The sequence below is a fragment of the Paenibacillus sp. FSL L8-0470 genome, assembly GCF_038008625.1.
In the GTDB taxonomy this organism is placed as follows: Bacteria; Bacillota; Bacilli; order Paenibacillales; family Paenibacillaceae; genus Paenibacillus_AQ.
Genome location: NZ_JBBOZM010000001.1, coordinates 475,417 through 498,745, shown reverse-complemented (window position 1 = coordinate 498,745; position 23,329 = coordinate 475,417). Strand labels below are relative to the sequence as shown.

The window sequence follows — 23,329 nt, the reverse complement described above, 5'->3', positions numbered from 1 at the left end:
CTATGCCAGAACTCGTAGTGAAACCCGACAACCGCCAATTGGCTTTTGATGAAATCCGCCTCTCCGTTTACGCCGACCGTATCCTGAACGGCCTTGAGCAATTAAGCAAAGAAACCTTGCTGCGCGGGGTGCAGTCCAAGCTTCGCCGGAGCGAGGTCAGCGGAGAGGAAATCAGCAGCGCCTTCACCATGAGCGCCCTTGAGCTCGTAACCAAAGAAGAACCGGATTGGAAGTTTGCTGCTGCCCGCTCGCTTTTGACGACCCTATACAAAAAAGCCGCGGTTAACCGCCGCTATAAAGCCTACCCGGATGAGCCATACGGCGAGCTGTACCCGCTGATTTCCGATCTGGTGAAGAAAGGCATCTACCGTGAAGAGCTTCTGACCCACTACACCAAAGAACAGATTGCCGAGCTTGGCGGCTGCATTGATCATACACGCGACCTGCTGTTCGATTACATCGGCTTGCTTACATTGTCAGACCGTTACCTGGCCCATGACTTTGACGGGCGTGTGATGGAGCTTCCGCAGGAGCGTTATATGATTATCGCCATGTTCCTCATGCACACAGAGCCGGAAGAGAAACGTCTGGATCTGGTTAAAGAAGCCTACTGGGCGATGAGCAACATTTACATGACGGCTGCAACGCCAACGATGTCCAACGCTGGTAAAAAGGTTGCCGGACAGCTCTCCAGCTGCTTCATCGACACCGTAGACGACTCGCTCGAAGGTATCTTCGACTCCAACACCGACGTAGCCCGGCTGAGCAAAATGGGCGGCGGCATCGGCGTCTACCTCGGCAAGGTACGGGCCCGCGGCTCCGATATCCGCGGCCACAAGAATACCAGCTCCGGCGTTATCCCGTGGATCCGCCAGCTGAACAATACCGCCGTCAGCGTCGACCAGCTCGGCACACGCAAAGGTGCGGTTGCCGTTTATCTCGACGTCTTCCATAAAGATATTCTCGCCTTCCTCGACCTGAAGCTTAACAACGGCGACGAGCGGATGCGCGCGCATGATGTGTTCCACGGCGTCTGCCTGCCGGATCTGTTCATGGAGGCCGTAGAAGCGCGCGGCCACTGGAACCTTTTCTGCCCGCATGAGGTGAAGAAGGTAATGGGCTGGAAGGATGAGAACGGCCGCGCACTTGGCCTTGAGGATTTCTATGACGAAAAGCTTGGCCAAGGCGCATTCCGTGACAAATATGCCGAAGCTACCGCCAATCTGGAGCTGTCCCGTATTACGGTTCCGGCCATCGACATTATGAAGCGGATTATGAAATCACAGCTGGAAACCGGCACACCTTATATGTTCTACCGCGATACGGTGAACCGCTCCAACCCGAACCGGCACCAGGGGATGGTCTTCTCCTCCAACCTGTGCACAGAAATTATGCAGAACCAGTCGCCAACGGTCATTGAGAGTGAAGAGCTGGTTACCAAAGACGGCCAGACCCGGATCGTCATCTCAAAGGTTCCCGGCGACTTCGTAGTCTGCAACCTGAACTCCATCCACCTGGCACGGGCCATCCCGGCCGGAGTACTGGAGCGGCTGGTGCCGATTCAGGTACGCATGCTAGACAACGTCATCGACATTAACAATATCGAAGTGCTGCAGGCGCAGTACACAAACAGCCAATACCGTGCAGTCGGACTCGGCACCTTCGGCCTGCATCACCTGCTGGCGCTGGAGGGCATCCGCTGGGAGTCCGACGAAGCCGTGGAATACAACAATCACCTGTATGAGCACATCAACTATCTGCTGGTACGCTCCAGCATGGAGCTGGCCCGCGAGAAGGGCCGCTATCCGAAGTTTGCGGGCTCCGACTGGGATACCGGAGCCTACTTCGACTCGCGCGGTTATACAAGCGGCGAGCAGGAAGGCAAATATGTGACAACGGAGCAGTGGCGTGAGCTGCAGCAGGAAGTAGCCAAAGACGGCGTACGCAATGCCTGGATGTTCGCGATTGCTCCAAACGGCTCAACCTCGATCATCGCCGGCTCCACAGCCAGCATTGATCCTCTGTACGAGCTGCTCTCCTACGAGGAGAAAACAACTTACAAGATCGCCAACCCGGCACCGGATCTGTCCGAGAAGACGATTTGGTACTACAAAACGGCGTTCCTGATTGACCAGAACTGGTCGATCCGTATGGCCTCAGCCCGCCAGCGCCACGTCGATCAGGGCCAGAGCTTCAATCTGTACGTGACGCCGGACATCAAGGCCACCGATTTCCTGAACCTGCATCTGAACGCCTGGAAGGGCGGACTCAAGTCGACGTATTATGTGCGGAGCCGTGCATTAACCATAGAAGAGTGTGAATCTTGCGCGAGCTAATTGTCTTCATGCCTTGAATAGAAACACGGTGATGTATTCGTAACTACGAGGAATGTTTGGGCTTCCGGCCGCTGTTGTCATCAGATGTTTTGATTGTCCAAACTTCCTCTACGCGTCATTTTTCTGCCCATCTTTAATCAATAAAGGGAATTACCACCGCTATCTGTGCCCTGGATTGAAAATCGCACAAGGAACGGGAATTCTGCCCGCTAAGTTTTCATAAAAGGGCTCTATTTGATAAACAGTCCCTAATAGCGACATGAATTCCCTCTATAAGAATAAATAGAACCATTTATATAAAATTACCGGGCGACTTTCCCGTTACCCCCTTTTAGCAGTCAGGAAGCTTGCTCCCCTTCTCCTTTTGGAAGCCCGCTTCCGGCGAGAGGCCATGGCGGCGGAAACCTACCACAGTTTGAGCGCAAAATATAGGAGGGAATATAAATGCAACTGCAAAAGATTTTTAATACAGAAGCGCCGAATATGTCTACCCGCATCATTGACGGGGAATGCTCGGGCATTCTGAACTGGAACGATATCCGCATGCCGCATATGTATAAGCTGTACAAGGTGCTGCTGCTCAACCACTGGATCGCCGATGAAATCCCCATGTCCAAGGACGCCCAGCAGTTCCCGATGCTGGAGGCTGAAGAACAGCGTGTGTTCAAGATCAACATCTCCCTGCTCGCAGTGCTGGACTCCATGCAGACCATGTTTGTGGGCGACGTAAAGCGGTATTTTACCGATTCTTCCCTGGAGGCGATCTCCGCGATCATCGGACAGCAGGAGGTTGTGCACAACCAATCCTACTCCTATGTCCTCTCTTCCATCGTTTCGGACAGCGAGCAGAAGGAAATCTTCGAATACTGGAAACATGATCCTGTCCTGCTGGAGCGCAACCAGTTCATCTCCGATATTTATCAGGAGTTCCGCGACGAGCCGTCGAAAGAAACCTTTTTCCGCGCGCTGGTAGCCGATCTCATTCTGGAAGGGATTTTCTTCTACAGCACGTTTGCTTTCTTCTACAATCTGGCCCGTGACCAGAAGATGATGGCAACCAGCCAGATGATCTCCTACATCCAGCGCGACGAGAACCAGCATTGCTACTTCTTCGCAGAAGTGTTCAAGCAGCTGCTCGTGGATTTCCCAGAGCTCAACACTCCGGAGAATATGGATTACGTGTACCGCACCATCGACCGCGCCGTAGAGCTGGAAACCAACTGGGGTCACTACACACTTACCAACGTGCGCGGCATTGACATGAATGAGCTGAGCGATTATATCAAATACACAGCTAACAAACGCCTGACCCTGATGGGCATGGAAAAAGCCTATAAAGGCGTGGACGTCAACTGCATGCCATGGATTAAGCCTTTCTCCGACGAAGCGCTGAACGCCACCAAAACCGATTTCTTCGAAGCCAAGTCACGCAATTACGGCAAAGTCGGCGACGACAACGGGTTCGACGATTTGTAAATGCGGCGAAGTAACGGATCACGCTAATCTATGCAGAATGTGCACTAGATTAACCTGATCTCAGCCCAAAAAGACCATCTGCTGTATTTCATGCAGTTGATTGCCTGAAAAAAGCCTTTTCGTCTGGAACGCGGCAATTCTGCTGCACAAAACGCAGTCAAGTCTGATTAGCGTCTGAAACGCGGCAATTCTGCTGCAAAAAGTGCAATCAGCCTATGTGCCTGCCCTTTCCATATACAAAAGAGCTCCTTCTATCCACCGGATAAAGGGAGCTCTTTAAATTATTGTAAGACAGGCATGGCTAGCGCAGCCGGTTACTCTCCGGCCTTCCGGGCCGCTTTATGTGCAGTCTCTTCCGCCAGCTCCGCCAGTACGCTGTTCAGCCGCAGCTTGAGTTCCTCGGCCAGTTCAACTATACCCTGATCGCCCCTCACAGCCTGTGAGTCCACGGCATATACGCCGCCCAGAATATGCCGTGCGCCCAGCACGGACAATACCGGCTTCAGTGCGTAGTCTATGGTGAGCAAATGTGCCAGGCTGCCGCCCATAAAGAGCGGGAGCACGATTTTGCCGGCCAGCCCTTTTTGCGGGATCAAATCGAGGAAGGTCTTGAGCACTCCCGTATAGGAGGCTTTATACACCGGACTAACCACGATTACTGCGTCTGCTTCGGCTACAAGACCATTGGCTTTGACGATCGCTTCACTTTCAAACTTGGTATGGATCAAATCCTCCGCCGGCAGCTCAGCGACATTAATGCGTTCCACCTCAAACCCTCGCCCGCGTAAATCGTCCTCCGCATATTCAATAACCGCGTTGATCCGCGATACCAGAGACGGCGTTCCGTTGATCACAACTATTTTGCCCATTTCTCCACCTCTTCCGTTCATTTCACAATATATGCAAGATGCACCTGATCTCAAGCCTGAATACTTTAAATTAGTAATAATCCTATCAAAGAGCAAGGATTAATGTCAAACAGGAATTACCCTTGCACCCCGCAAAATCATGGGATATAATAAGCGGCAATACTATATCCCGACCAGGCCAATGAACGGCATCCAACCGCGAGGCGTCTGCGACCGGAGCATTTACTTGTTCCCTAAGTTTACCGGGTTTCGCCCGTTACCGCGAAGACCAAAGAGGATCGGATTCCGCTAATGAAGCAGCTTTACAAGGATTCGGTCAACCTGGGTGGCACCGCGAGCTGACGCTCCTCGTCCCATGGATGAGGGCGTTTTTTGCATTTTTTTAAACCAAAAGGAGCGAAGCGGTATGCTGGACATGAACTGGATCAGGGAGAATGAGGAACTCGTAAGAAACACGGCAGTGTGGAAAAAGGTGGATTTCCCGCTGGATGAATTGCTGGAATGGGACGATAAGCGGCGGGTTTTGCGCCGGGACACGGAGCAGCACCGGGCACAGCGCAACACGCTGACCAAAGAAGTGGAACAGCTGCTGCGGCAAGGCGACACCCAAGGCGGAGAAGCTGCCAAGGAGCAGGTGCGAAAGATCAACGCCCTGCTCGGCAAGCTTGAAGCTGATCTGGCGGAGGCGGACCGCCGCTGCGGAGAGCTGCAGCTGCTCGCCCCGAACCCGGTATCGGGTGATACGCCTATCGGCGACGATGATAGCCAGAATGTGGAGCTGCGGCGGACCGGTGCGCTGCCGGATTTCGGCTTTATACCACGCGATCATGTCGAGCTTGGCGAACTGCATGATATCATCGATATACCGCGTGGCGTCAAGGCTGGCGGACCGCGCAGCTATGTGCTGAAAGGCGCGGGTCTGAACCTGCATCTCGCTGTGCAGAGGCTGGCCCTGGATGTGCTGGCAGCACGCGGCTTCACGACAATGGATGTGCCGGTTATCGTCCGGCCGGAGGCGCTGGAGCGGACGGGATTTTTCCCCGGAGGCATGGATCAGACCTATGAGCTGACCGGTGAAAAACGCTGGCTGGCCGGAACCTCGGAAGTATCGCTTGTTTCATTATATAGCGATGAGATTGTCGATCTTGCGGAGCCTATGCGGTTAGCGGGGATGTCCACCTGCTTCCGCCGCGAAGTCGGCTCAGCGGGACGCGATGTGCGCGGCCTGTACCGCGTGCATCAGTTCTCGAAGATCGAACAGGTTGTGTTATGCAGAGGTGATAACAAGGTCTCGGAGCAAATGCTGCAGGAAATTCTGGCGAATGCCGAGCATATTTTGCAGTTGCTCGAGCTGCCTTACCGGGTCGTGGCCGTCTGCAGCGGTGACATGGCGCTGAAAACGCATAAGCAGTACGACATCGAGACCTGGATGCCCAGCAGAGGCGCTTATGGGGAGACCCATTCAGCTTCGAACCTGCTCGATTTCCAGGCCCGCCGTTCGGGCATCCGTTACCGGGATGAGGACGGACAGCTGCAGTACTGTCACACCTTGAACAACACCGCAGTGGCTACGCCGCGGATTCTGATTCCGCTGCTTGAGAACCATCAGCAGGAGGACGGAACGATTTATATTCCGAAGGCACTCCAGCCTTATATGGGGGGCAGGGAGTATCTCCCTGCTCCGGCACAGACAGAGTAATAGCAGAATACAATCCTGCAAATCTTTTTATCGTTTCACAAATGCCCTTGGCCTTACCGTGGCCGGGGGCATTTTTACGTTCTCTTCACATAAACATAACATACAGATAACACTAACTAATTCACAAAAGATAGTCTCAAACCTATCATTTCATAAATTCAACACAACTGTTTGGATTGAACGAGAAAAATATCATCGTCTTTTGTGCTCTGAACCAAAATTTCCAATTTTTCTATGTTATTCAACCCATGTTTAATATATATTTAATGGTAGACAACCTATCATTTAATGAACAAATGATAGAGTTAGGTTAGGTTGAGTGATTATCGTAAACGAGAGGAGAAGATTCGAACAAATGAAAATCTCATCAAGGCAAAGAAAATGGTGGTCTGCGGCACTCTCAATGCTGCTCGTTACCGGTATTGCCCTGCCCGCACCACAGACCGCTTCTGCGGCCGGGGATAACAGCTCACCCGTAATCTCCCAGGTATATGGCGGCGGAGGAAACTCCGGAGCCAAGTACAAAAATGACTTCATTGAGCTTTATAATCCGACCGATACAGCTGTCGATCTGACTGGCTGGAAGGTTAGATATGCAGCAGCTGGCGCATCATCAAATTTTGAAGATAAAGAAAAAATGTTCACCCCATTAAGCGGGAGTATCCCTCCTGGCGGATTCTTTTTGATACAAGAGGCGGCTGGCTCTGGAGGTACTGATGCCTTGCCGGCACCTAATTTGGTTTCCGAAGGTACCGCTGTCATTTCTATGGCAGGTGCAAGTGGCAAGGTTGAACTATTGGATGCTTCGGGCACCCGGGTAGACCTTGTGGGGTATGGTTCTGCAAGTATTTTTGAGGGTTCAGGCCCTACTGGTTCCTTAACTAACACAACTGCGGCCGTGCGCAAGTCATCTAACGCTTTACCATCCGGAAATCGCGGACAAGATACCAATGATAATGCCGCAGACTTTATTACTACACAAGCACCAGATCCGCGCAGTTCCGGTTCCGGGGTAGTCGACCCCAAATCTCCGGCCGTTGCCGCATCCATCGCTTCCGGCCTGCTCGTGGGCAAGGGAACTGAACTCGCCCTTACTACAAGCAGTGTAACCGCAAGCGTATACTACAGTGTATACGCAAATGGCAGCACTGACGCCTTAGCAGATTACGCATGGTATAATGCCCCGATTGTTCTGCAGGATGACAGTATCCTGATCAAAGCTTTCTCTAAAGAAGAAGGCAAACCCGACAGCGATATTTCACAGTTTAACTATACGACCAAGGATGCCGTGAGCGGACTGACGATTCCCCAGATCCAGGGCACCGTCCAATCCTCTACGTACACAGGTCAATTGGTGAAGGGCGTGCCGGGCATTGTGACTTACACAAGCGGCAGCACCTTCTATATCCAGAACGCTGCGCCGGACAGCGATGTCCGGACCTCCGAGGCAATCATGGTCTACCTCCCCGGGAACAAGGTGAAGGTTGGCGATTCCGTGCTCGTGGACGGATCGGTCAAGGAGTATAAGGAAGGCGGATATAATGATGCCGTAGATCTGCTGACTACGGAAATTGCCGCAGCTCAGGCAAAAGTCATATCTTCCGGAAACGCTCTTCCCGCTGCTACCGTTCTTGGCACCGGTGGCCGCGCTATTCCCGCTGCTGTCATTTCTGGCGGTTTGAGCAAAGAGCTTGAACCTGCCAAATATGCGCTCGACTTCTACGAGAGCCTTGAGGGCATGCGCGTTCAGCTCAATACCCCAAAGATTATCGGACCTTACGATCATGAAATTCCGGTTACCGTAAACAACGGTACCAGCACAACAGAAGTCAGCTCCCCGGCGGGCGGTCTGGTCCTTACAGGAGCGGACTATAATCCCCAGCGGATTCTGATTGCCAAGAAACCAGGCAGCCCGGTCAAAACAGGGCAGGTTTTTGCCGGCAACATCACCGGTATTCTCGGCTATGATTACGGAAACTTCAAAGTGCGTCCAGATGCCGAGCTGCCTGCGGTAAACCCGGGAACCTCCAAGGACCGGGAAACTACCGCTTTGACAGCCGAAGCGGACAAATTGACGGTTGCTTCATTTAATGTGGAGAATTTCTCCAAGATCATAGATCCCAAGAACCCCAATAAAATCAGTAATGTAGCCAAAGCCATTGTAAGCAATTTGAAAACACCGGATATCGTCGGCCTGCTGGAAATCCAGGACAACGACGGTGCCACGGACAGCGGCAATGTCGATGCAGCTGAGAGCTACAAGGCGCTGATCGACGCCATCACAGCACAGGGTGGTCCAGTCTATTCATATACTGACATCTCCCCTGCAAACAACATGGATGGCGGTGCACCAGGCGCTAACATCCGGGCCGGATTTATTTACAACACTGCACGCGTTAAACTGGCTGGATCAGCCAGCAAAGGCGACGCAGCAACAGCAGTTGCTTACACTAAAGACGGCGGACTCAGCCTGAATCCGGGCCGGATTGATCCTACCCACTCCGCATTCAACAGTTCCCGCAAGCCGCTTGCGGCCGAATTTATGTTTAACAATGAAAAAGTTATGGTTATCGCTAATCACTTCAATTCCAAAACAGGTGATACTGGCCTTTATGGCGGCACACAGCCTCCGGTTAAGGCAAGTGAAATTCAACGGGCGGAAATCGCCAAAGTGGTAAATGGCTTCGTGGCAGATGTCCTGACCAAGAATCCGGATGCCAATGTCGTCGTTCTTGGCGATCTGAATGACTTCCAGTTCTCGAATACACTAAAGGTCCTGAAAGGCAGCGCATTGACCAATCTGATCGACACCCTGCCTCTGGGAGAGCGCTACTCCTATATTTATGAGGGCAATTCCCAAACGCTGGATCACATGCTGGTCAACAATAAGCTGGCCTCCAGATCCACACTCGACATCGTGCACATCAATGCCGACTTCCAGGAAGAAGAAGGACGGGTAAGCGACCATGACCCGCTGCTGACTCAAATTGACTTCGGTACCGACACTTTCAACCTGCGTGTGCTGCACACAAATGATACGCACAGCCACCTGGAGAATGTGACCAGACGCACGTCGGCGATCAGCAGCGAACGCACAGGCAACACGGTGCTGCTGGATGCAGGGGATGTGTTCTCCGGAACCTTGTATTTTACCCAGTTCAAGGGGCAGGCAGATATCAAGTTCATGAACAACATCGGCTATGACGCGATGACATTCGGCAACCATGAGTTCGATCTGAATAAGGATCAGCCGGAAGTGCTGAAGGACTTCGTGACGGCAGCCAAATTCCCGTTCGCCAGCTCCAACATCGATTTCACTACGAAGAAAAGTGAACTCGCGGAGCTCTATCACAATACGATCGGAACGCTGGAAACCGAGGAGTCCCTGAGCACGGCCAAGGATGGCAACATTTATCCTGCGGTCATCAAGGATATTTACGGTGAGAAAATCGGTATCTTTGGCCTAACAACCGAGGACACCGTTGGACTGGCATCGCCAGGTGATAAAATCAGCTTCAAGGACCATGTGGAAAGCGCCAAAAACACAGTTAAAATGCTGGAAGACCAGGGAATTAACAAGATCATCGCCGTTACCCATCTGGGTTACACTGTTGATCAGGAACTGGCGAAGGCTGTTCCCGGAATTGACATTATCGTTGGCGGACATTCGCATACGAAGGTCGATAATCCTCCGACGCCAATTGTTAATGCCGGAACCGGCAAGAATGTACTGATCGTGCAGACCGGTGAATACAGCCAATTCCTCGGCGAATTGGACGTAACCTTTGATAAAGACGGTGAAATTCTCACCTACAACGGCAAACTGCTGGATGTTAATCTATTCGGCGAGGATGCTGCAGCCAAAGCTTTGCTTGCTCCTTACGACGCTGAATTGGCAGCTGTCCGCAGCGAAGTCGTAGGCTCGACTGACGTCGACCTCTACACCAACCGCACCATCGACGGTAAGTCTGTACGTGTTGTGCGTCAGGAAGAAACACCGATTGGCAACATGATTGCCGACAGTATCGCGGAAAAAGTCAAAGAGCTTATGCCGAATTTTGTGCCGGAAAGCGACCTTGCTTCCATTAAGGGCGTTGTGGCCATCCAGAATGGCGGCGGCATCCGTGCAGCCATCGACAAAGGCGACATCACGATGGGTGAAGTGCTGACTACACTGCCTTTCGCCAACAGCCTTGCTGCGCTCAAAGTAACGGGCTCGGAAATTATCTCCTCTCTGGAGAACTCGGTCAGCGGCCTGAGCTCCGACCAAGGACGTTTTGCTCAGGTTTCCGGTATGAAATACACGTATGATTCCACGAAAACACCTGAAATTGTGGATTCCATAACAGGCAAAGTAACACAAACCGGGGAACGTATCGTATCCGTCGATATCCTGCAGGCTGACGGCTCCTACGCACCGGTTGACCCGAACGCTTACTATCTTCTGTCCACGAATTCCTTCATGGCAGGCGGCGGAGACTTCTACCGTGCCCTGGCTGCTGCCAAGGCAGACGGACGTTATTATGAGCTTGGTCTTCCCGATTTCGAGGTTCTCTTGTCCTATTTGAACAAGCATAAACCGGTCAATGTCGAAGTCGAGGGCCGTATCACGGACCTGAAGGGAACCCCTTCACCGGACGAAGATTTCTCTTTACGCATTCTGCACACCAACGATACGCACAGCCATCTGGAAACTGTAGTTAAACGGATGACGGCGATCAAGCAAGAACGAACCGGCAACTCCATCCTACTTGATGCAGGGGATGTATTCTCCGGCACACTATATTTTACGAAATTCGAAGGACTGGCCGATCTTGAATTCATGAACTATATCGGTTATGACGCTATGACCTTCGGAAATCATGAGTTTGATAAAGGACTGCCTGCATTAAGAACGTTTATTAATGAGGCCAAGTTCCCGTTCATCAGCTCAAATATCGACTTCACGAGCAAGGATAACGAACTTAAGGATATTTTTGTAAATCAAACCGGCGGCACCACTGCCACACCAGCACTGGACGGCCACATTTATCCTTCGGTCATTAAGGATGTGTATGGTGAAAAAATCGGCATATTCGGACTTACCACTGAGGACACCGTAGGCTTGTCTTCACCGGGTGATAAGATTGCCTTTAAAGATTTCAAAACAAGCGCAGAGAACACAGTGAAAGCACTGAAGGAACAAGGCATCAACAAAATCATTGCTGTCTCCCATCTGGGGTATAACATGGATCAGCAATTGGCTGTTCAGGTGCCGGGCATCGACGTAATTGTCGGCGGGCACACCCATACCAAGCTTGACGCTCCTGTAATCTTCAATAAGGACGGCGAGCCGACACTGGTTGTACAGACCGGGGAGTATGGCCAGAACCTCGGCGAACTGGATGTTGAATTCGACGACAACGGCGTTATTACCAACTATACGGGCAAGCTGCTGGACGTAAGCAAATTTGCCGATGATCCGGCCGCCAAGGAAATGCTGGTCAAATATGACGCGCAGCTTGCGGAAATCCGCCAGACCCTCGTCGGCAAAACCAATGTACCTCTGGTCTATGAACGGCTTGTCGACGGAAAAACAACCCGTGTTGTACGCAAGGAAGAAACCAATCTGGGCAATCTCATTGCCGACGGCATTAACGCTAAGGCCAAGGAATTGGTAAGCAAGCTGATTGCTGCCGAAGATCTTTCCACGATTAAAGGCTTTGTCGCTATTCAGAATGGCGGCGGCATCCGTGCCGGCATTGATCAGGGAGACATTACACTCGGTGAAGTGCTGACTGTAATGCCGTTCTCCAATAGTCTGGTGGCTCTCAAGGTTACCGGACAGGAGATTATTGATTCTCTGGAGAACAGTGTCAGCGGACTTGAGACCGACCAAGGACGGTTCGCACAGGTTTCGGGTATGCGCTATACCTACGACTCCACCAAACCGGCAGAAAAAATCAATGCAACTACAAACGTTCTGGAGCAGGAAGGAGCGCGCATAATCTCGGTTGATATTAAACAAGCCGATGGCAGCTACGTAGCCATTGACCCTGCAGCTTACTATATCCTGTCCACGAACTCCTTCATGGCAGGCGGCGGAGATTTCTACCGCTCACTGGCTACAGCTAAGGCAGACGGCCGGTTCTATGAGCTGTACCTGCCCGATTATGAAGTCTTTACCGACTATCTGAAAAAATCCGGCACTGTAAACCCTGCTATGGAAGGCCGCATTACCGATCTGAAAGGATCGGCGCCAACAACACCACCTTCCACAGGTGGCGGATCGCTGCCAACGCCAACACCGGCACCTAGTGCAACACCGGCATCATCAGCAGCACCGCAGGTGACTACAATTACAGCAGCCGATCTGACTGGAAAATTGGCATCACTGCCTAGCGGCAGCAATGAGCTCGTCATTCCGGTTACCGCCACAGCAGGCGGAGTACAGGTTGTACTGCCGGGCAGCGTGCTGGTCAAGCAGGCCGCAACCAACCCTGCGACAGTTCTTACGTTCACTTCACAGGGAGCTTCCTACTCGCTTCCGTTAAGTGTCTTGAACGGAACAGCACTGGCTGCGCAGCTTGGGACCACGGACTTTACGATTACAGTTTCCATGCTGCTGGCAAGTCCGGCAACACTCAGCAGCGTGAATCAGGCGCTGGCTTCCCAAGCCGGTTCCGTCACTCTGGCGGCTCCGGTCATTGAATTCAGTATTACCGCACAAGCGGGAACTAACAGCGTGCCGCTCAACAGCTTCGGAAGCACTTATGTGAAGCGGAGTATCACTGCTCCAGGGAAACTGAACTCCGAGAGTGCAACAGCGGTATCCTTTGATCCGGCAACGGGCAAAATTTCCTTCGTGCCTTCTCTCTTTACAACAAAGGCTGACGGAACTACCGATGTCACCATTAAGCGGAACAGCAACAGCTATTACACGGTTGTGAAATCAGCCAAAACATTCGGAGACACCACGGGGCACTGGGCCAAGTCGGCCATTGATCTCTTGGCCTCCAAGCTGATCATTACCGGAACCAGCGATACGGTGTTCTCCCCTGCCCAGAAGGTGACACGGGCGGAATTCGCAGCACTGATCACACGCTCCCTTGGACTTACGGCAACAAGCAGCGGAGCTGCCTTCAGTGATGTCAATGCAAGCGCATGGTATGCCGAGGCCATTCACACGGCAGCCGCAGCGGGCCTGATCACGGGCTACACAGACAGCAGCTTCAAGCCGAACAGTCCAATCACCCGTCAGGAGATGGCCTCCATTCTGTCGAAGGCGATGAAGTACACCGGGGCAACCCTAACTGCCGATCCGGCCCGGCTTGCGAAATTCAGCGATGCCGCCGACATTGCCGCATGGTCGCAAAGTGCGGTAGAGGAAATTGCTGCAGCGGGCATCATCCAGGGCAGAGCAGACGGCTCATTCGCTCCACAGATGTTTGCTACCCGCGCGGAAGCAGTTACCATGCTGGAGAAGACTCTGAAGTCCCTTCAGTTCATCAACTAAGCTAAGACAACTTTTACAGCAGCATAAAAAGGCGGTTCCAAAGGCGCAAATGGCGTCCTGCGGAACCGTCTTTTTTATTTTTCCTTTATATTGAAATTATTATTTAGTTCGTATATAATAAAACAAACAAATAGTTCTATATTTATAGAACAAAAATCCTGCACACACATTTACAGAAGGAAATGAGGAACCCCAACAATGTACAAAGTAGAAGTCGACTTTGCGCCCATGTATGAATGTATCGCCAGCCTGAACGCTTTTCTCTGGAAGCAGAATCATAATGCCATGGATGGAGGAAAGCTCTGGGTCCGCGAGGTCCAGGCCAGATTTGCACCGGTGCAGCTCCAGAGAATGCGGGAGATTATTACCCTTGTCGAGGATTTCAGTTTGGCACCATATATTTGGAGTTGTCCGGGGGACCGTTCGGTCAGCGGCTTTTTGCGCTGGTTCGAGGATCTGTCTGCGGGTGAGCTGTTTGAGATTGCCGGACGCTTCGGACAATCCGTCCCGTCCAACCTTGCTGAGCTGCGGGACTCCACCTCTGAGATTCTGCGTGCCTGGGATGCAGGTTACTTCAGTGGAATCAATCCCGAAATCCTTGAAGGGTTAAGCCGGGAGGCTGAAGCCAGACGGGCGATGCTGAACGGTGAGAATGACATGGAGGTCTTCGAACAAGCAACCGAGGGCATGCGGCTGTATCCTGCCGGGCAGCTGAAGCAGGTGATTATTATTCCGCAATATCATCCCCGGCCTCTGATTACTTCCGCTATGTACGATGAATTTGTATTTACCAGCTACTCCTGTGATGTTCTTCCTCCGGAAGCAGGACGTCCGGCTCCCGCACTGCTCCGGCTTACCCGGGCGCTGTCTGATGAGACACGGCTGTACATTCTCCGTCTGCTTGCAGGCAAACAGCTGAACTTCACCGAGATCGTCAAGCAGGTCGGCCTGTCCAAAAGCACGATTCATTATCATCTTATCGCTCTGCGCGCAGCAGGTCTCGTCATTGTCCACTCCAGCGGAAAAAGCGTATCGTACAGTCTGCGCCTTGAAGCACTGGACAATCTGCCTCATCAGATCGGGGCCTACCTGGAGAGCTGAAGCAGCGATTGGAACTGATCTTTAGTAAGGTTTGCCTTGAAAGGGGAGTACATCCTGTGAAAAAACGCAGCTATTATGGTTTGCTGTCCACCATATCTTTGAGCGCCTTCGGGGATGCTTTTGGCCTGCTGGCCATGGAATGGCTGGTCTACGAGCTGACCGGCTCCAAGCTGGCTATGGGGGCACTGGCCCTCAGCTCCGGCATTCCGGAGCTACTTCTGCGCCTGCTGGGCTCGCCGCTGTCCGACCGGCTGCACCGCGTGCGCTTCATGGCCTGCCTGGCGGCTATCCGCCTGCTGGCGATTGCGCTGCCGCTGGGCATGGGCCTGGCCGGGAAGCTGGAGCTCTGGCATCTCTTCGCCGCCGCCAGCCTCAGCGGGGCCTGCGCCGCGCTGTTCATGCCGACGGCCATGGCGGTGATTCCCGGCGTCACCGACAGCCGGAAGCTGGTGCGCGCCTTCGCCATTATCGACGGCTGCAAGGGGGCGGCTGCCTTGCTGGGCCCGGCACTGGCCGGTGTATTGACTGCCGCCAGCGGTGCCCTGCCGGCGCTTGGCATCAACGCGGTTTGTTATACCGCTGCTATAGCCACCCTGCTGTGCCTGCCGAAGATGCCGAAGCCATCGCCGCGCTCCGGCACCTTCTCCATACCGGCTTATATGCGGGAGATTGCCGAAGGCTTCACCTTCTATAAGCAGTTTCCGGCGATGTTGACCATTATGATGATGGCCTCCATCAGCAACTTAAGCTCCGTTGCCGTCTGGACTATGATGGTTCCCTATGTACGCGAGGTACTCCACCGTGACGCGGCGGCTATGGGCACACTAACAACAGCTTCCGCACTTGGAACCTTAACCGGACTCGGCATAATTTCCCTGCTGGGTGAAATCAAACGAAGACGTTTCGTGATGCTGGGCAGCCTGGGAGCCATTGGGCTCTCCACTGCGCTCTGGGGCCTGATTCCGAGCTTTCCGTTTGCGCTCACTGCCGTGTTCGCTGCCGGAGTCCTGGGCCCCTTCTTCGGCTCGTTAAGCTCCTCCCTGCATGGCCGGCTGGTTCCCGGCAACCTGCAGGGCCGGGTCAACTCGATCCGCTTCCTGATCGGCGGCAGCCTGCAGCCCTTTGGCGCTTTTGCAGGCGGAGCCGTCGCCGAGCTTTACGGCGTACCAGCACTGTTCCTGGCCGCCGGGCTGCTTCCTCTCCTTTGCGCCGGACTGGCGCTGCTGCTCCCGGGCCTGAAGGCGCTGGACGGTGACCTGTCTGCACTTGAAGCTAAGACCCGGCAGAGCGGCGGGACCTTTGTAGCACAAAACGCAATCGCCGAACAGTGACGAACAGATATTTCAATATATTCAGATCAACATTCAGATCAGCCCACCGGAAACAGGCGATGCCAGATTCCCGGGTCATCGCCTGTTGGCCGCTTCTATTCAATTAATAATCTACCGGAACACAAATCACGAATCAGCTAGGATTCCATTCCGGCTTCGCTTGTTTCATAATGGCTCGTATCTCCATGCAGCACAATTTCCGGCACACCGTCCGTAATATCAATTCTGCACAGGCAGGTCGGATAAATATATGGCAGATCCCATAGCTGCTTCATTGCCCTGCCTTCAAAATAGGCCATCAGCACCTTAATCACTACAGTATGCGTAACAATGAGTACGGTCTGCCCTTCATGCTTGTCCACAATCTCCAGAAGCTTCCGCAGTGCCCGTTCCTGCACTTCCCGGAATGTCTCGCTGCCTTCTACAGAGAATTTCTCCGGGTCTTTCCAGAAATAATGATGCTGCTCCGGATGAGCAAGCTCAATGTCCGCAGACTCGCAGCCTTCCCACAAGCCCATTCGGATCTCCTTGAATTCATCGCAAGCGATTACCGGGAGCGTCCGTTCTCCGCAGACAATCTCTGCCGTCCGCAGGGTCCGCTCACTGGAGCTTGCGTAGACGGCATCAATCTGTACCTTGTTTAATCCACGGTTCAACCATTCCGCCTGCTGCACGCCAAGCGGCGTAAGCGGCGAATCCTGATGTCCCTGCATCCGCTGCTGGACATTCCACTCCGTCTGTCCATGCCGCGTGAGATATATTGTTGTCGTCCCCATGTTCGCTTCTCCTTTTCCTGGCTCAGATTGTTCGTAATTCATTCATTCCGGCGGATTCAGAGATTCCGCTTCTTCTCCAGCCACTTCACCGCATAATCAACAATCTCCTGCTGCGGAATCAGCTGTGCTGCAGAGGCGGCAACCATACCATATGTAATCCGCCCCGTATCTTGGCCAAATTCCTCGCCAAGCGCTGCGAAGTCATCCGAATCCCAGTTGAAATCTCTGAATTCAACCCATTGTCTGGCTCCGTCCACCAGCATTGGCGCTCCGGCGGTGACCTCCTGCTTCCCGGCATAGCTGGCCCGGTGCTCGGCCAGATGAAGGGAGGTATTGTTAACATGATCCACCCCAAGCAGCAGCACGCTTCCCTTCAGATCATAGATCCGGGCGAGGGGAGATTGCTCCCCCAAGCCAAATTCCAGCGCATGGCCGTCAATAATCACATCCCGGTGTTTCCCCCATGCGGCGAAGGAATGGATCGGATGGCTGCTGCGCCTAACCCCCTTCTGCTTGCGGAAGCAGTCGGGGATGATCCCCATTCCCCTCAGCAGCGTCATGTCCGGATCATAGGCCGGCATCTGCTCCCGGATACTCTGCCACCATTCCTTGGGCACCGGAGGATTGCTCCAGCCGGCAGGATCGGTCAGATCGGAGGAATGGGTAGGCATCACGAGCGTCCCTTCCTCTCCCAGCACCTGCTCCAGGGCGAGTATAACACTCACCGGTCCACCGGCTACCCACTGGCCCAGCGATTTAAAGGACGAATGCAGCAGCAAAGTCATGCCTTCGGTTACTCCCAGCTTCCGGAAATCTGATGCAAGCGTCTCAACCGTATTCAAATCCCCTTGTATTTCTTCCATTTTACACTCTCCAAACAGCTAGGCTAATAGAATTCCTTGTTATCTGCACGGGAAGGCAGCCTCTCCAGCTGCTTCATCCGGTATTCACCCGGGGAGATGCCCTCCAGCTCTTTAAATACGCGGGCAAACTGCTTGCTGTTCTCGAACCCGACAGCCTCAGACACCTCCGCCAGCTTGACACGGTTTTCGGACAATAGTTTCTTTGCATGGCGGATACGGACCTTTTTCAAGTATACGACAAAGCTCTCGCCGGTATAAGCCTTAAAGGCTTCACTGAAATAGGAGTAGCTAAGCGAAACGTAATTGCTGACCATCGCCATATTCAGCGGGCGGGAATAATGCTCCTCGATGTAAGCCAGTGCCTCTTCCATATCGGCATGCTCACTATGAGCAGTCCTAATGCCTATAATATAATCGTTTATACTGATGAGCAAATGCTCCAGTGCACGGTAATAGTCATGGAAATGGCGGTAATTGTACAAATCACCGACCGTACGGTAAAGCTTCAGCACCTCTACGGAGGCCTCTCCGTGTACCCGGAACACCTCATCCAGCACACGTTCATTCATACTCCGGCCTACACTCTCCAGGTAAGCCAAATCCAATTGCGGCAAATGCTCGATCTGAAAAATAACGCCCAAAAGACTCCTGATCTCCTTCTCACGGTCTGTGCCCAGCATGTTGAGCAGCTTGCGCAGCTCCTCGTCCGGTGACGGAAAGTTAAGCCGGTTGGCCTGGATATCGGCATAATCCATGAAGCTTGCCTGCGGGGACAGGAAGGTATACTGCAGCGCGCGGCAAGCCTCTTTGTAGCAGGTCTGGAATTCCTCCGGACTGCGGCCTGTGCTGCCTATACCGATGAGCAGCCCCTTCGGCTCCCTGGCCCCGGCTTGCCGGGACAGCTCCAGAAAACCTTCCCTGCTGCTGCCGACCAGCACCAGCTTCCCCTCCCAATCCTTCAGAATCTCGATAAATTTCTGTTCCAGCGGACCGACCAGCCGTTCGGCCATCCCCTGCACTTCCTCCGGCTTCATTCGCGCACCGTCACTGTAATAATAATTCAGTACACCAACTGTAAAAGGCAGCTCCAACCGGCCCAGTTCCTCTTGCTGTTCGGGCGATGGCTGCACCCTCTGCGGCATCAGTAGTCCCTTCAAACGGGCCGAACGCAGCTCCCTGCGGAAACCCTCCGTTTCCAGCTCCAGTCTGTGGACGCCGGACTCACGCTCCTTCTTCTCCTGAACGATTTGCTCCAGAATACTGAACAGCTCATCCCGGCGGATAGGCTTTAGCAAGTAATCTTTGGCACGGTAGCGGATAGCACTTTTGGCATATTCAAAATCATCATAGCCGCTCAGGATGATAACAGCCGGGTCTTCACCCGGCGCTGCCTCCGCAGACAAGTGCTCCAGCAGTGCAATGCCATCCATGACCGGCATGCGGATATCCGTAATAATAATGTCTCTGTGTTCCTGCCTGAACAGCTCCAGCGCCTCCGTACCATTACCTGCCAGCACAATACTATACTGCGACGGATATTCCCTTTCGATCATCGCTTGCAGGCCCTGGCGGATCATTCTTTCATCATCTACAATCAGCAGTTTCATCATGGTTGTTTATCCCCCGTCAAAAGAACTTTAGGCAGCGTCATGAAGACCGTAGTCCATTTCCCTGGCTCACTCTGCACTTCCAGCCCGTAAGCGCCGCCATAAAACAGCTGCAGCCGCTGGTGCACATTCCTTAGCCCGATTCCGCTTGCTCTAGGATTACTGGCTCCCGTACCGCTAAAGCTTGCGGCCGGCTGCTCTTCTTTGACAGCGTACACGCTCTCGTTCAAAGTGGCCTGCCGCTCCGCTGTAAGCCCGATCCCATTATCATGGACAGCTATAAGGATATCACCTTCGGATTCCGAGATATCAATACAGATGATTCTCTCCTTCATTTCCTCTTTATCTCCGGTCCAGGCATGCTTAACACTGTTCTCAACTATAGGCTGCAAAGACATCTTCAGCACCTCCAGCTCTAAATAGTGAGCTTCAATGCGAAGCTTCAAAACAATAGGATACTCGAAGCGGATATTCATCACTTCAATGTAATTTTCGATATGGCGGACTTCATCACGCAGCTTCACATACTCGCCAGACCATTTGAAATTATAACGCATCATACCGCCGAGCGAGGTCAGTGCATCGGAGATTGTACGCTGATTCTCCATTTCAGCCAGCATTTTAATATTTTCGAGTGTATTATACAGAAAATGGGCATCGATCTGGTTGTGTAATGTACGAAGCTCAGCCTCCTTGGATAGTGCTTGCTTTTGTACGGCCTGAGCAACTAAAGTATTGATCGTATTCATCAGCTTTGAGAAATGATGCGCGAGTTCGCCCACTTCCCCGCCGCCCCGGATCGTAATCCCCGTGTATGCCTCACCTCTGCGCACTTTTTTCATCGTTTCGGTCAAGCGGCGCAAGTTCTTAAGAATAAATGCATTAAGCACGTAAGCAATAGCGGTCACTAATATAATAAAACCGATGTTAACGCCGATAATTAAATTCCGTGTATGTGAAATCTCCTTCATGACGCCTTCCATAGAGACTACATTGAGCAGGTGCGCATTAATCCGGTCCAGCGGAGTGTTTATAAGCAGAAAAGACTTCCCGTTCTCCGTATAGTGCATATTCCAATCCCCTGTCTTATTATACGATTGCAGACGATCCGTAATTGCTGCAGCCATCTTCCTGTTCTCTTGCAGAAAAGAGTGATCCGGCCGCGTAAACAGCTGCATTTCCCCATCGACCAGAAACATTTGAGATTGGCTATCCTGTATAGTTGTATAAGTCTTAGGTGTAAACCGCTCCAGCAGCATATCAACTTGCACCATTCCGATATGGTTATCCTCTGGGATGCTCATTTCACGCAGTAGCGATACTTTTGGCACAAGCTTTGGTTTTTGTCCGTAAAAACGCTCCAGCAGATCCCGGTCACTATTTAGAAAAGACCAAGAAAACTGCCCCTTCAGCTTTTCTGCTTTCTGGTACCAAGGCTCAGAGGCTACACGGCTTTCACGGAAGATAATGGGCCACATCTCATGAACATTACTATTTGAATACAAGCGCAAGTGTTCGATGTTCGGATTGTTATATTGGACACGTGTAATATTCCTAAAGACATTGGTGTTAAAGTCTACCAGCTCTACCAGATCCGGTTCTTCTGTATTTGCCAGATAATCCTTTACCTCCTTATCCTCATAGGCCATTTGAACCGCACGTTCCATCACTTCGATCTGATTATTGATATGCAGCTTCTCCATCTGCAGCAGATAGCTGTTCTTGTCGACTGCATCCTTGACGTAAGTATTATTGATGGCCTTATATGAATAAAAGGACACCATTAAACAGGGGCCCAAAATAATAAAAATATATGCGGCGATTAAGCGGCTTTGCAGTGAACGCCGCCCCCACCAATAAAAAAAAGATTCCCATATAGCTCCAGTACGCTTGCCCAGTCTCACGCTGTAACGTTCACCTCACCGTTAGTACGACTACTTATTTTAAACGCCCAAAAGCCCGCGGTCAGCGGGCGTTTTGGACTATTCTTTTTTACATACCGAGTTTTTTCTTGTTCTCTTCATATTTCGTTTGTTGGAAGGCCTGCACCTTTTCAAGGCCCAGATCCTTTTGTTTGTCGATGTACTCTGTCCAAATTTTGTCGAATTCCCCGTCCGAAGAAGCCATTAGCAGCTTCGGCAGTGTTTTGCTGCGCAGCTCTTTAACTTTGGCTAATATAATCCCTTCTGGAGAGTTGGCCAATGGATCAATCTGGTCAAACTCGGAGATACTGTGTGTTTTTCCCCGGGTCCAGTCTTCAAGCTGTTTGAAAGGCTCTACCGATTTAGGTGCCCATTGATCTGCGATATTGTTATTCATCAGCATCCAGAAGGTAAAGGAGGAGCCGTATTTCTTGTCGAATGCCGAACGGTCTTTATTCATCAGTTCAAATACTTCGGGTTTGAATTGATCTTTGCCATCAATGGTATCATAGCTCACACCTTTTTCCCCTAAGTAAAGATCTTTATTGCCTTCTTCACTGTTCAGGTAGCTGAGGAACTTAATGGCACGGGCTTTATCCTTCACATCTTTGGAGATAAGGGTTACTGTCCAGCCGGAAATAGCAGGCCCGTTCAGCGTAGGCGCATCCAGGTTCGTGTTAGCCGGTCCGTCTACAGCGATATAGATTTTATTCGGATCTTGCTGATACAGGGTGCCAAGCTGTGTTGCAAAGTCGGTACGTTGATACAGCATTGCGAAATAACGGCCTTGAGCAATTTTTTCTTCCATTTGCGGACGTTTGTCGATAAAGATATCCTTGGCCAGCAGTCCGTCCTGATTAGCTTGGCGAAGTGTCTTCATCCATCTGATATATTCTGGATCTGTCTCGCGGTTGTACAGCTTGCCGTCTTTTTCTCTTGGGATCGCCAGGAAGTTCTGAATGTATTGCTCCAACGAATCGTTACCGGTTGCGGTAAACTCATGCAGACCCAGCGGAATCATCGGTTGTCCATTGATATCAGGGAATTTCTCTTTTGCAGCCTTCAGTGCGTTCAGGAATCCTTCCGGTGTGCGCATGTCCGGGCTGCCGATAGCTTCATACATATCCTTGCGGACAACGAAGGTTTGGTTGGATACATATTTATCGCCATATTTCTCGTAGTCGGCTGGAGAAGAGGAAGCATTAGGATAGCCGTAAACATTACCATCCGCTTGCGTATACCAGCCTAACTTGTCTGGATCGGATACTTTGTAGAAATAAGGGTCATATTCATCAGCCAGCTTATTAAGCGGAAGCACAAGCTCGCCTTCGATCATTTTCTTAACAGCATCTTCGTACCAGCCCAGCGTGATGAAGTCGGGCAGCTTACCGGAAGCCATAAGGGTATTCAGTTTTTCATTTTCATTACCTGCAGGAACGATGAAGTTAATATCTACACCGGTTTTTTTGGTAATATATTGGGAGGTTGGGTCTACACCCCATTTATTAGGGAACCAGGCGAAATTTAGATACCAGTCAAAGGTAATCGGAGAAGTATCGGACTTCCATCCGGGTTCATCCGCAGATACGGGTGCTTTGGTCGCCTCTGCTGTTGCTGACGCATTCGCCGCTTTTCCGTTATTAGCCTTACCCTCGTTATTCTTGTCACCATTGCCGCTGGAACAGGCTGCTGTTGAAAGTGACATAATTAATGTCAACAGCAGAAGCACCATTTTCTTTGGCTTACGTTTGATTCCCATGCTTTATTACCCCTTTTCTGAGAATGTGTAATTATAAGCTATAACCCCAGAACCGTTGCGAAACGACTGGAGGAGTTACCTTGGTGTGCCGAAGC

General features: G+C 51.9%; 12 protein-coding genes. 6 read left to right on the top strand and 6 right to left on the bottom strand.

The genetic code is table 11. From position 1 onward, the window contains the following. Window positions 1-2 precede the first annotated feature (2 nt). The gene (locus NST99_RS02285; RefSeq protein ID WP_341089481.1) at window positions 3-2,336 is read left to right on the top strand and encodes a ribonucleoside-diphosphate reductase subunit alpha; all 2,334 of its coding nucleotides are present in this window, start codon (window positions 3-5) and stop codon (window positions 2,334-2,336) included. Between the two features lie 444 nt (window positions 2,337-2,780). Next, window positions 2,781-3,812, top strand: a complete 1,032-nt coding sequence (locus NST99_RS02280) for a ribonucleotide-diphosphate reductase subunit beta (RefSeq protein ID WP_038585280.1) — start codon at window positions 2,781-2,783, stop codon at window positions 3,810-3,812. Window positions 3,813-4,126: 314 nt separating this feature from the next. Here NST99_RS02280 and ssuE read toward each other — a convergent pair whose 3' ends face one another. Then, on the bottom strand, window positions 4,127-4,681 hold the full coding sequence (ssuE, locus tag NST99_RS02275; RefSeq protein WP_341089480.1) for an NADPH-dependent FMN reductase: 555 nt from the start codon (window positions 4,679-4,681) through the stop codon (window positions 4,127-4,129). A 406-nt stretch (window positions 4,682-5,087) separates the two neighbouring features. Here ssuE and serS point away from each other — a divergent pair, with 406 nt between their 5' ends. The 4 genes from serS to NST99_RS02255 all read left to right on the top strand — a co-directional run bounded on the left by serS (window position 5,088) and on the right by NST99_RS02255 (window position 16,307). After that, window positions 5,088-6,380, top strand: coding sequence for a serine--tRNA ligase (gene serS, locus NST99_RS02270; RefSeq protein WP_341089478.1), 1,293 nt, complete (start codon window positions 5,088-5,090; stop codon window positions 6,378-6,380). Between the two features lie 355 nt (window positions 6,381-6,735). Further along, on the top strand, window positions 6,736-13,875 hold the full coding sequence (locus NST99_RS02265) for a 5'-nucleotidase C-terminal domain-containing protein (protein WP_341089476.1): 7,140 nt from the start codon (window positions 6,736-6,738) through the stop codon (window positions 13,873-13,875). A 198-nt stretch (window positions 13,876-14,073) separates the two neighbouring features. Then, a complete protein-coding gene (locus NST99_RS02260; protein WP_341089475.1) occupies window positions 14,074-14,976 on the top strand; it encodes an ArsR/SmtB family transcription factor in 903 nt (300 codons plus the stop codon). 56 nt (window positions 14,977-15,032) lie between these two features. Then, entirely contained in the window at window positions 15,033-16,307 is a 1,275-nt protein-coding gene (locus NST99_RS02255) for an MFS transporter (protein WP_341089474.1), read from the top strand. Window positions 16,308-16,444: 137 nt separating this feature from the next. On the opposite strand, the gene NST99_RS02250 is transcribed toward NST99_RS02255, so the two are convergent. From NST99_RS02250 to NST99_RS02230, 5 genes are all read right to left on the bottom strand, one after another. Next, window positions 16,445-17,083 carry a histidine phosphatase family protein gene (locus NST99_RS02250; RefSeq protein ID WP_341089473.1) on the bottom strand — a complete coding sequence of 213 codons (639 nt, stop codon included), beginning with the start codon at window positions 17,081-17,083 and terminating at the stop codon, window positions 16,445-16,447. 56 nt (window positions 17,084-17,139) lie between these two features. Beyond that, on the bottom strand, window positions 17,140-17,946 hold the full coding sequence (locus NST99_RS02245; RefSeq protein ID WP_341089472.1) for an aminoglycoside N(3)-acetyltransferase: 807 nt from the start codon (window positions 17,944-17,946) through the stop codon (window positions 17,140-17,142). A 23-nt stretch (window positions 17,947-17,969) separates the two neighbouring features. Beyond that, window positions 17,970-19,556 carry a response regulator gene (locus NST99_RS02240; protein ID WP_341089471.1) on the bottom strand — a complete coding sequence of 529 codons (1,587 nt, stop codon included), beginning with the start codon at window positions 19,554-19,556 and terminating at the stop codon, window positions 17,970-17,972. Then, window positions 19,553-21,337 carry a cache domain-containing sensor histidine kinase gene (locus tag NST99_RS02235; RefSeq protein ID WP_341097525.1) on the bottom strand — a complete coding sequence of 595 codons (1,785 nt, stop codon included), beginning with the start codon at window positions 21,335-21,337 and terminating at the stop codon, window positions 19,553-19,555. The genes NST99_RS02240 and NST99_RS02235 overlap by 4 nt, the downstream gene beginning before the upstream one ends. Window positions 21,338-21,545: 208 nt before the next feature. Continuing rightward, window positions 21,546-23,234 (bottom strand): extracellular solute-binding protein, encoded by a 1,689-nt coding sequence (locus NST99_RS02230; RefSeq protein ID WP_341089470.1) that lies wholly within the window; start codon window positions 23,232-23,234, stop codon window positions 21,546-21,548. Window positions 23,235-23,329 lie beyond the last annotated feature (95 nt).

Coding starts and splice junctions, on each gene's coding strand:
- NST99_RS02235 (WP_341097525.1), bottom strand. CDS start 21,337: ATGGTGTCCTTTTATTCATATAAGGCCATCAATAATACTTACGTCAAG.
- NST99_RS02245 (WP_341089472.1), bottom strand. CDS start 17,946: ATGGAAGAAATACAAGGGGATTTGAATACGGTTGAGACGCTTGCATCA.
- NST99_RS02285 (WP_341089481.1), top strand. CDS start 3: ATGCCAGAACTCGTAGTGAAACCCGACAACCGCCAATTGGCTTTTGAT.
- serS (WP_341089478.1), top strand. CDS start 5,088: ATGCTGGACATGAACTGGATCAGGGAGAATGAGGAACTCGTAAGAAAC.
- NST99_RS02230 (WP_341089470.1), bottom strand. CDS start 23,234: ATGGGAATCAAACGTAAGCCAAAGAAAATGGTGCTTCTGCTGTTGACA.
- NST99_RS02240 (WP_341089471.1), bottom strand. CDS start 19,556: ATGATGAAACTGCTGATTGTAGATGATGAAAGAATGATCCGCCAGGGC.
- NST99_RS02260 (WP_341089475.1), top strand. CDS start 14,074: ATGTACAAAGTAGAAGTCGACTTTGCGCCCATGTATGAATGTATCGCC.
- NST99_RS02250 (WP_341089473.1), bottom strand. CDS start 17,083: ATGGGGACGACAACAATATATCTCACGCGGCATGGACAGACGGAGTGG.
- NST99_RS02265 (WP_341089476.1), top strand. CDS start 6,736: ATGAAAATCTCATCAAGGCAAAGAAAATGGTGGTCTGCGGCACTCTCA.
- NST99_RS02280 (WP_038585280.1), top strand. CDS start 2,781: ATGCAACTGCAAAAGATTTTTAATACAGAAGCGCCGAATATGTCTACC.
- ssuE (WP_341089480.1), bottom strand. CDS start 4,681: ATGGGCAAAATAGTTGTGATCAACGGAACGCCGTCTCTGGTATCGCGG.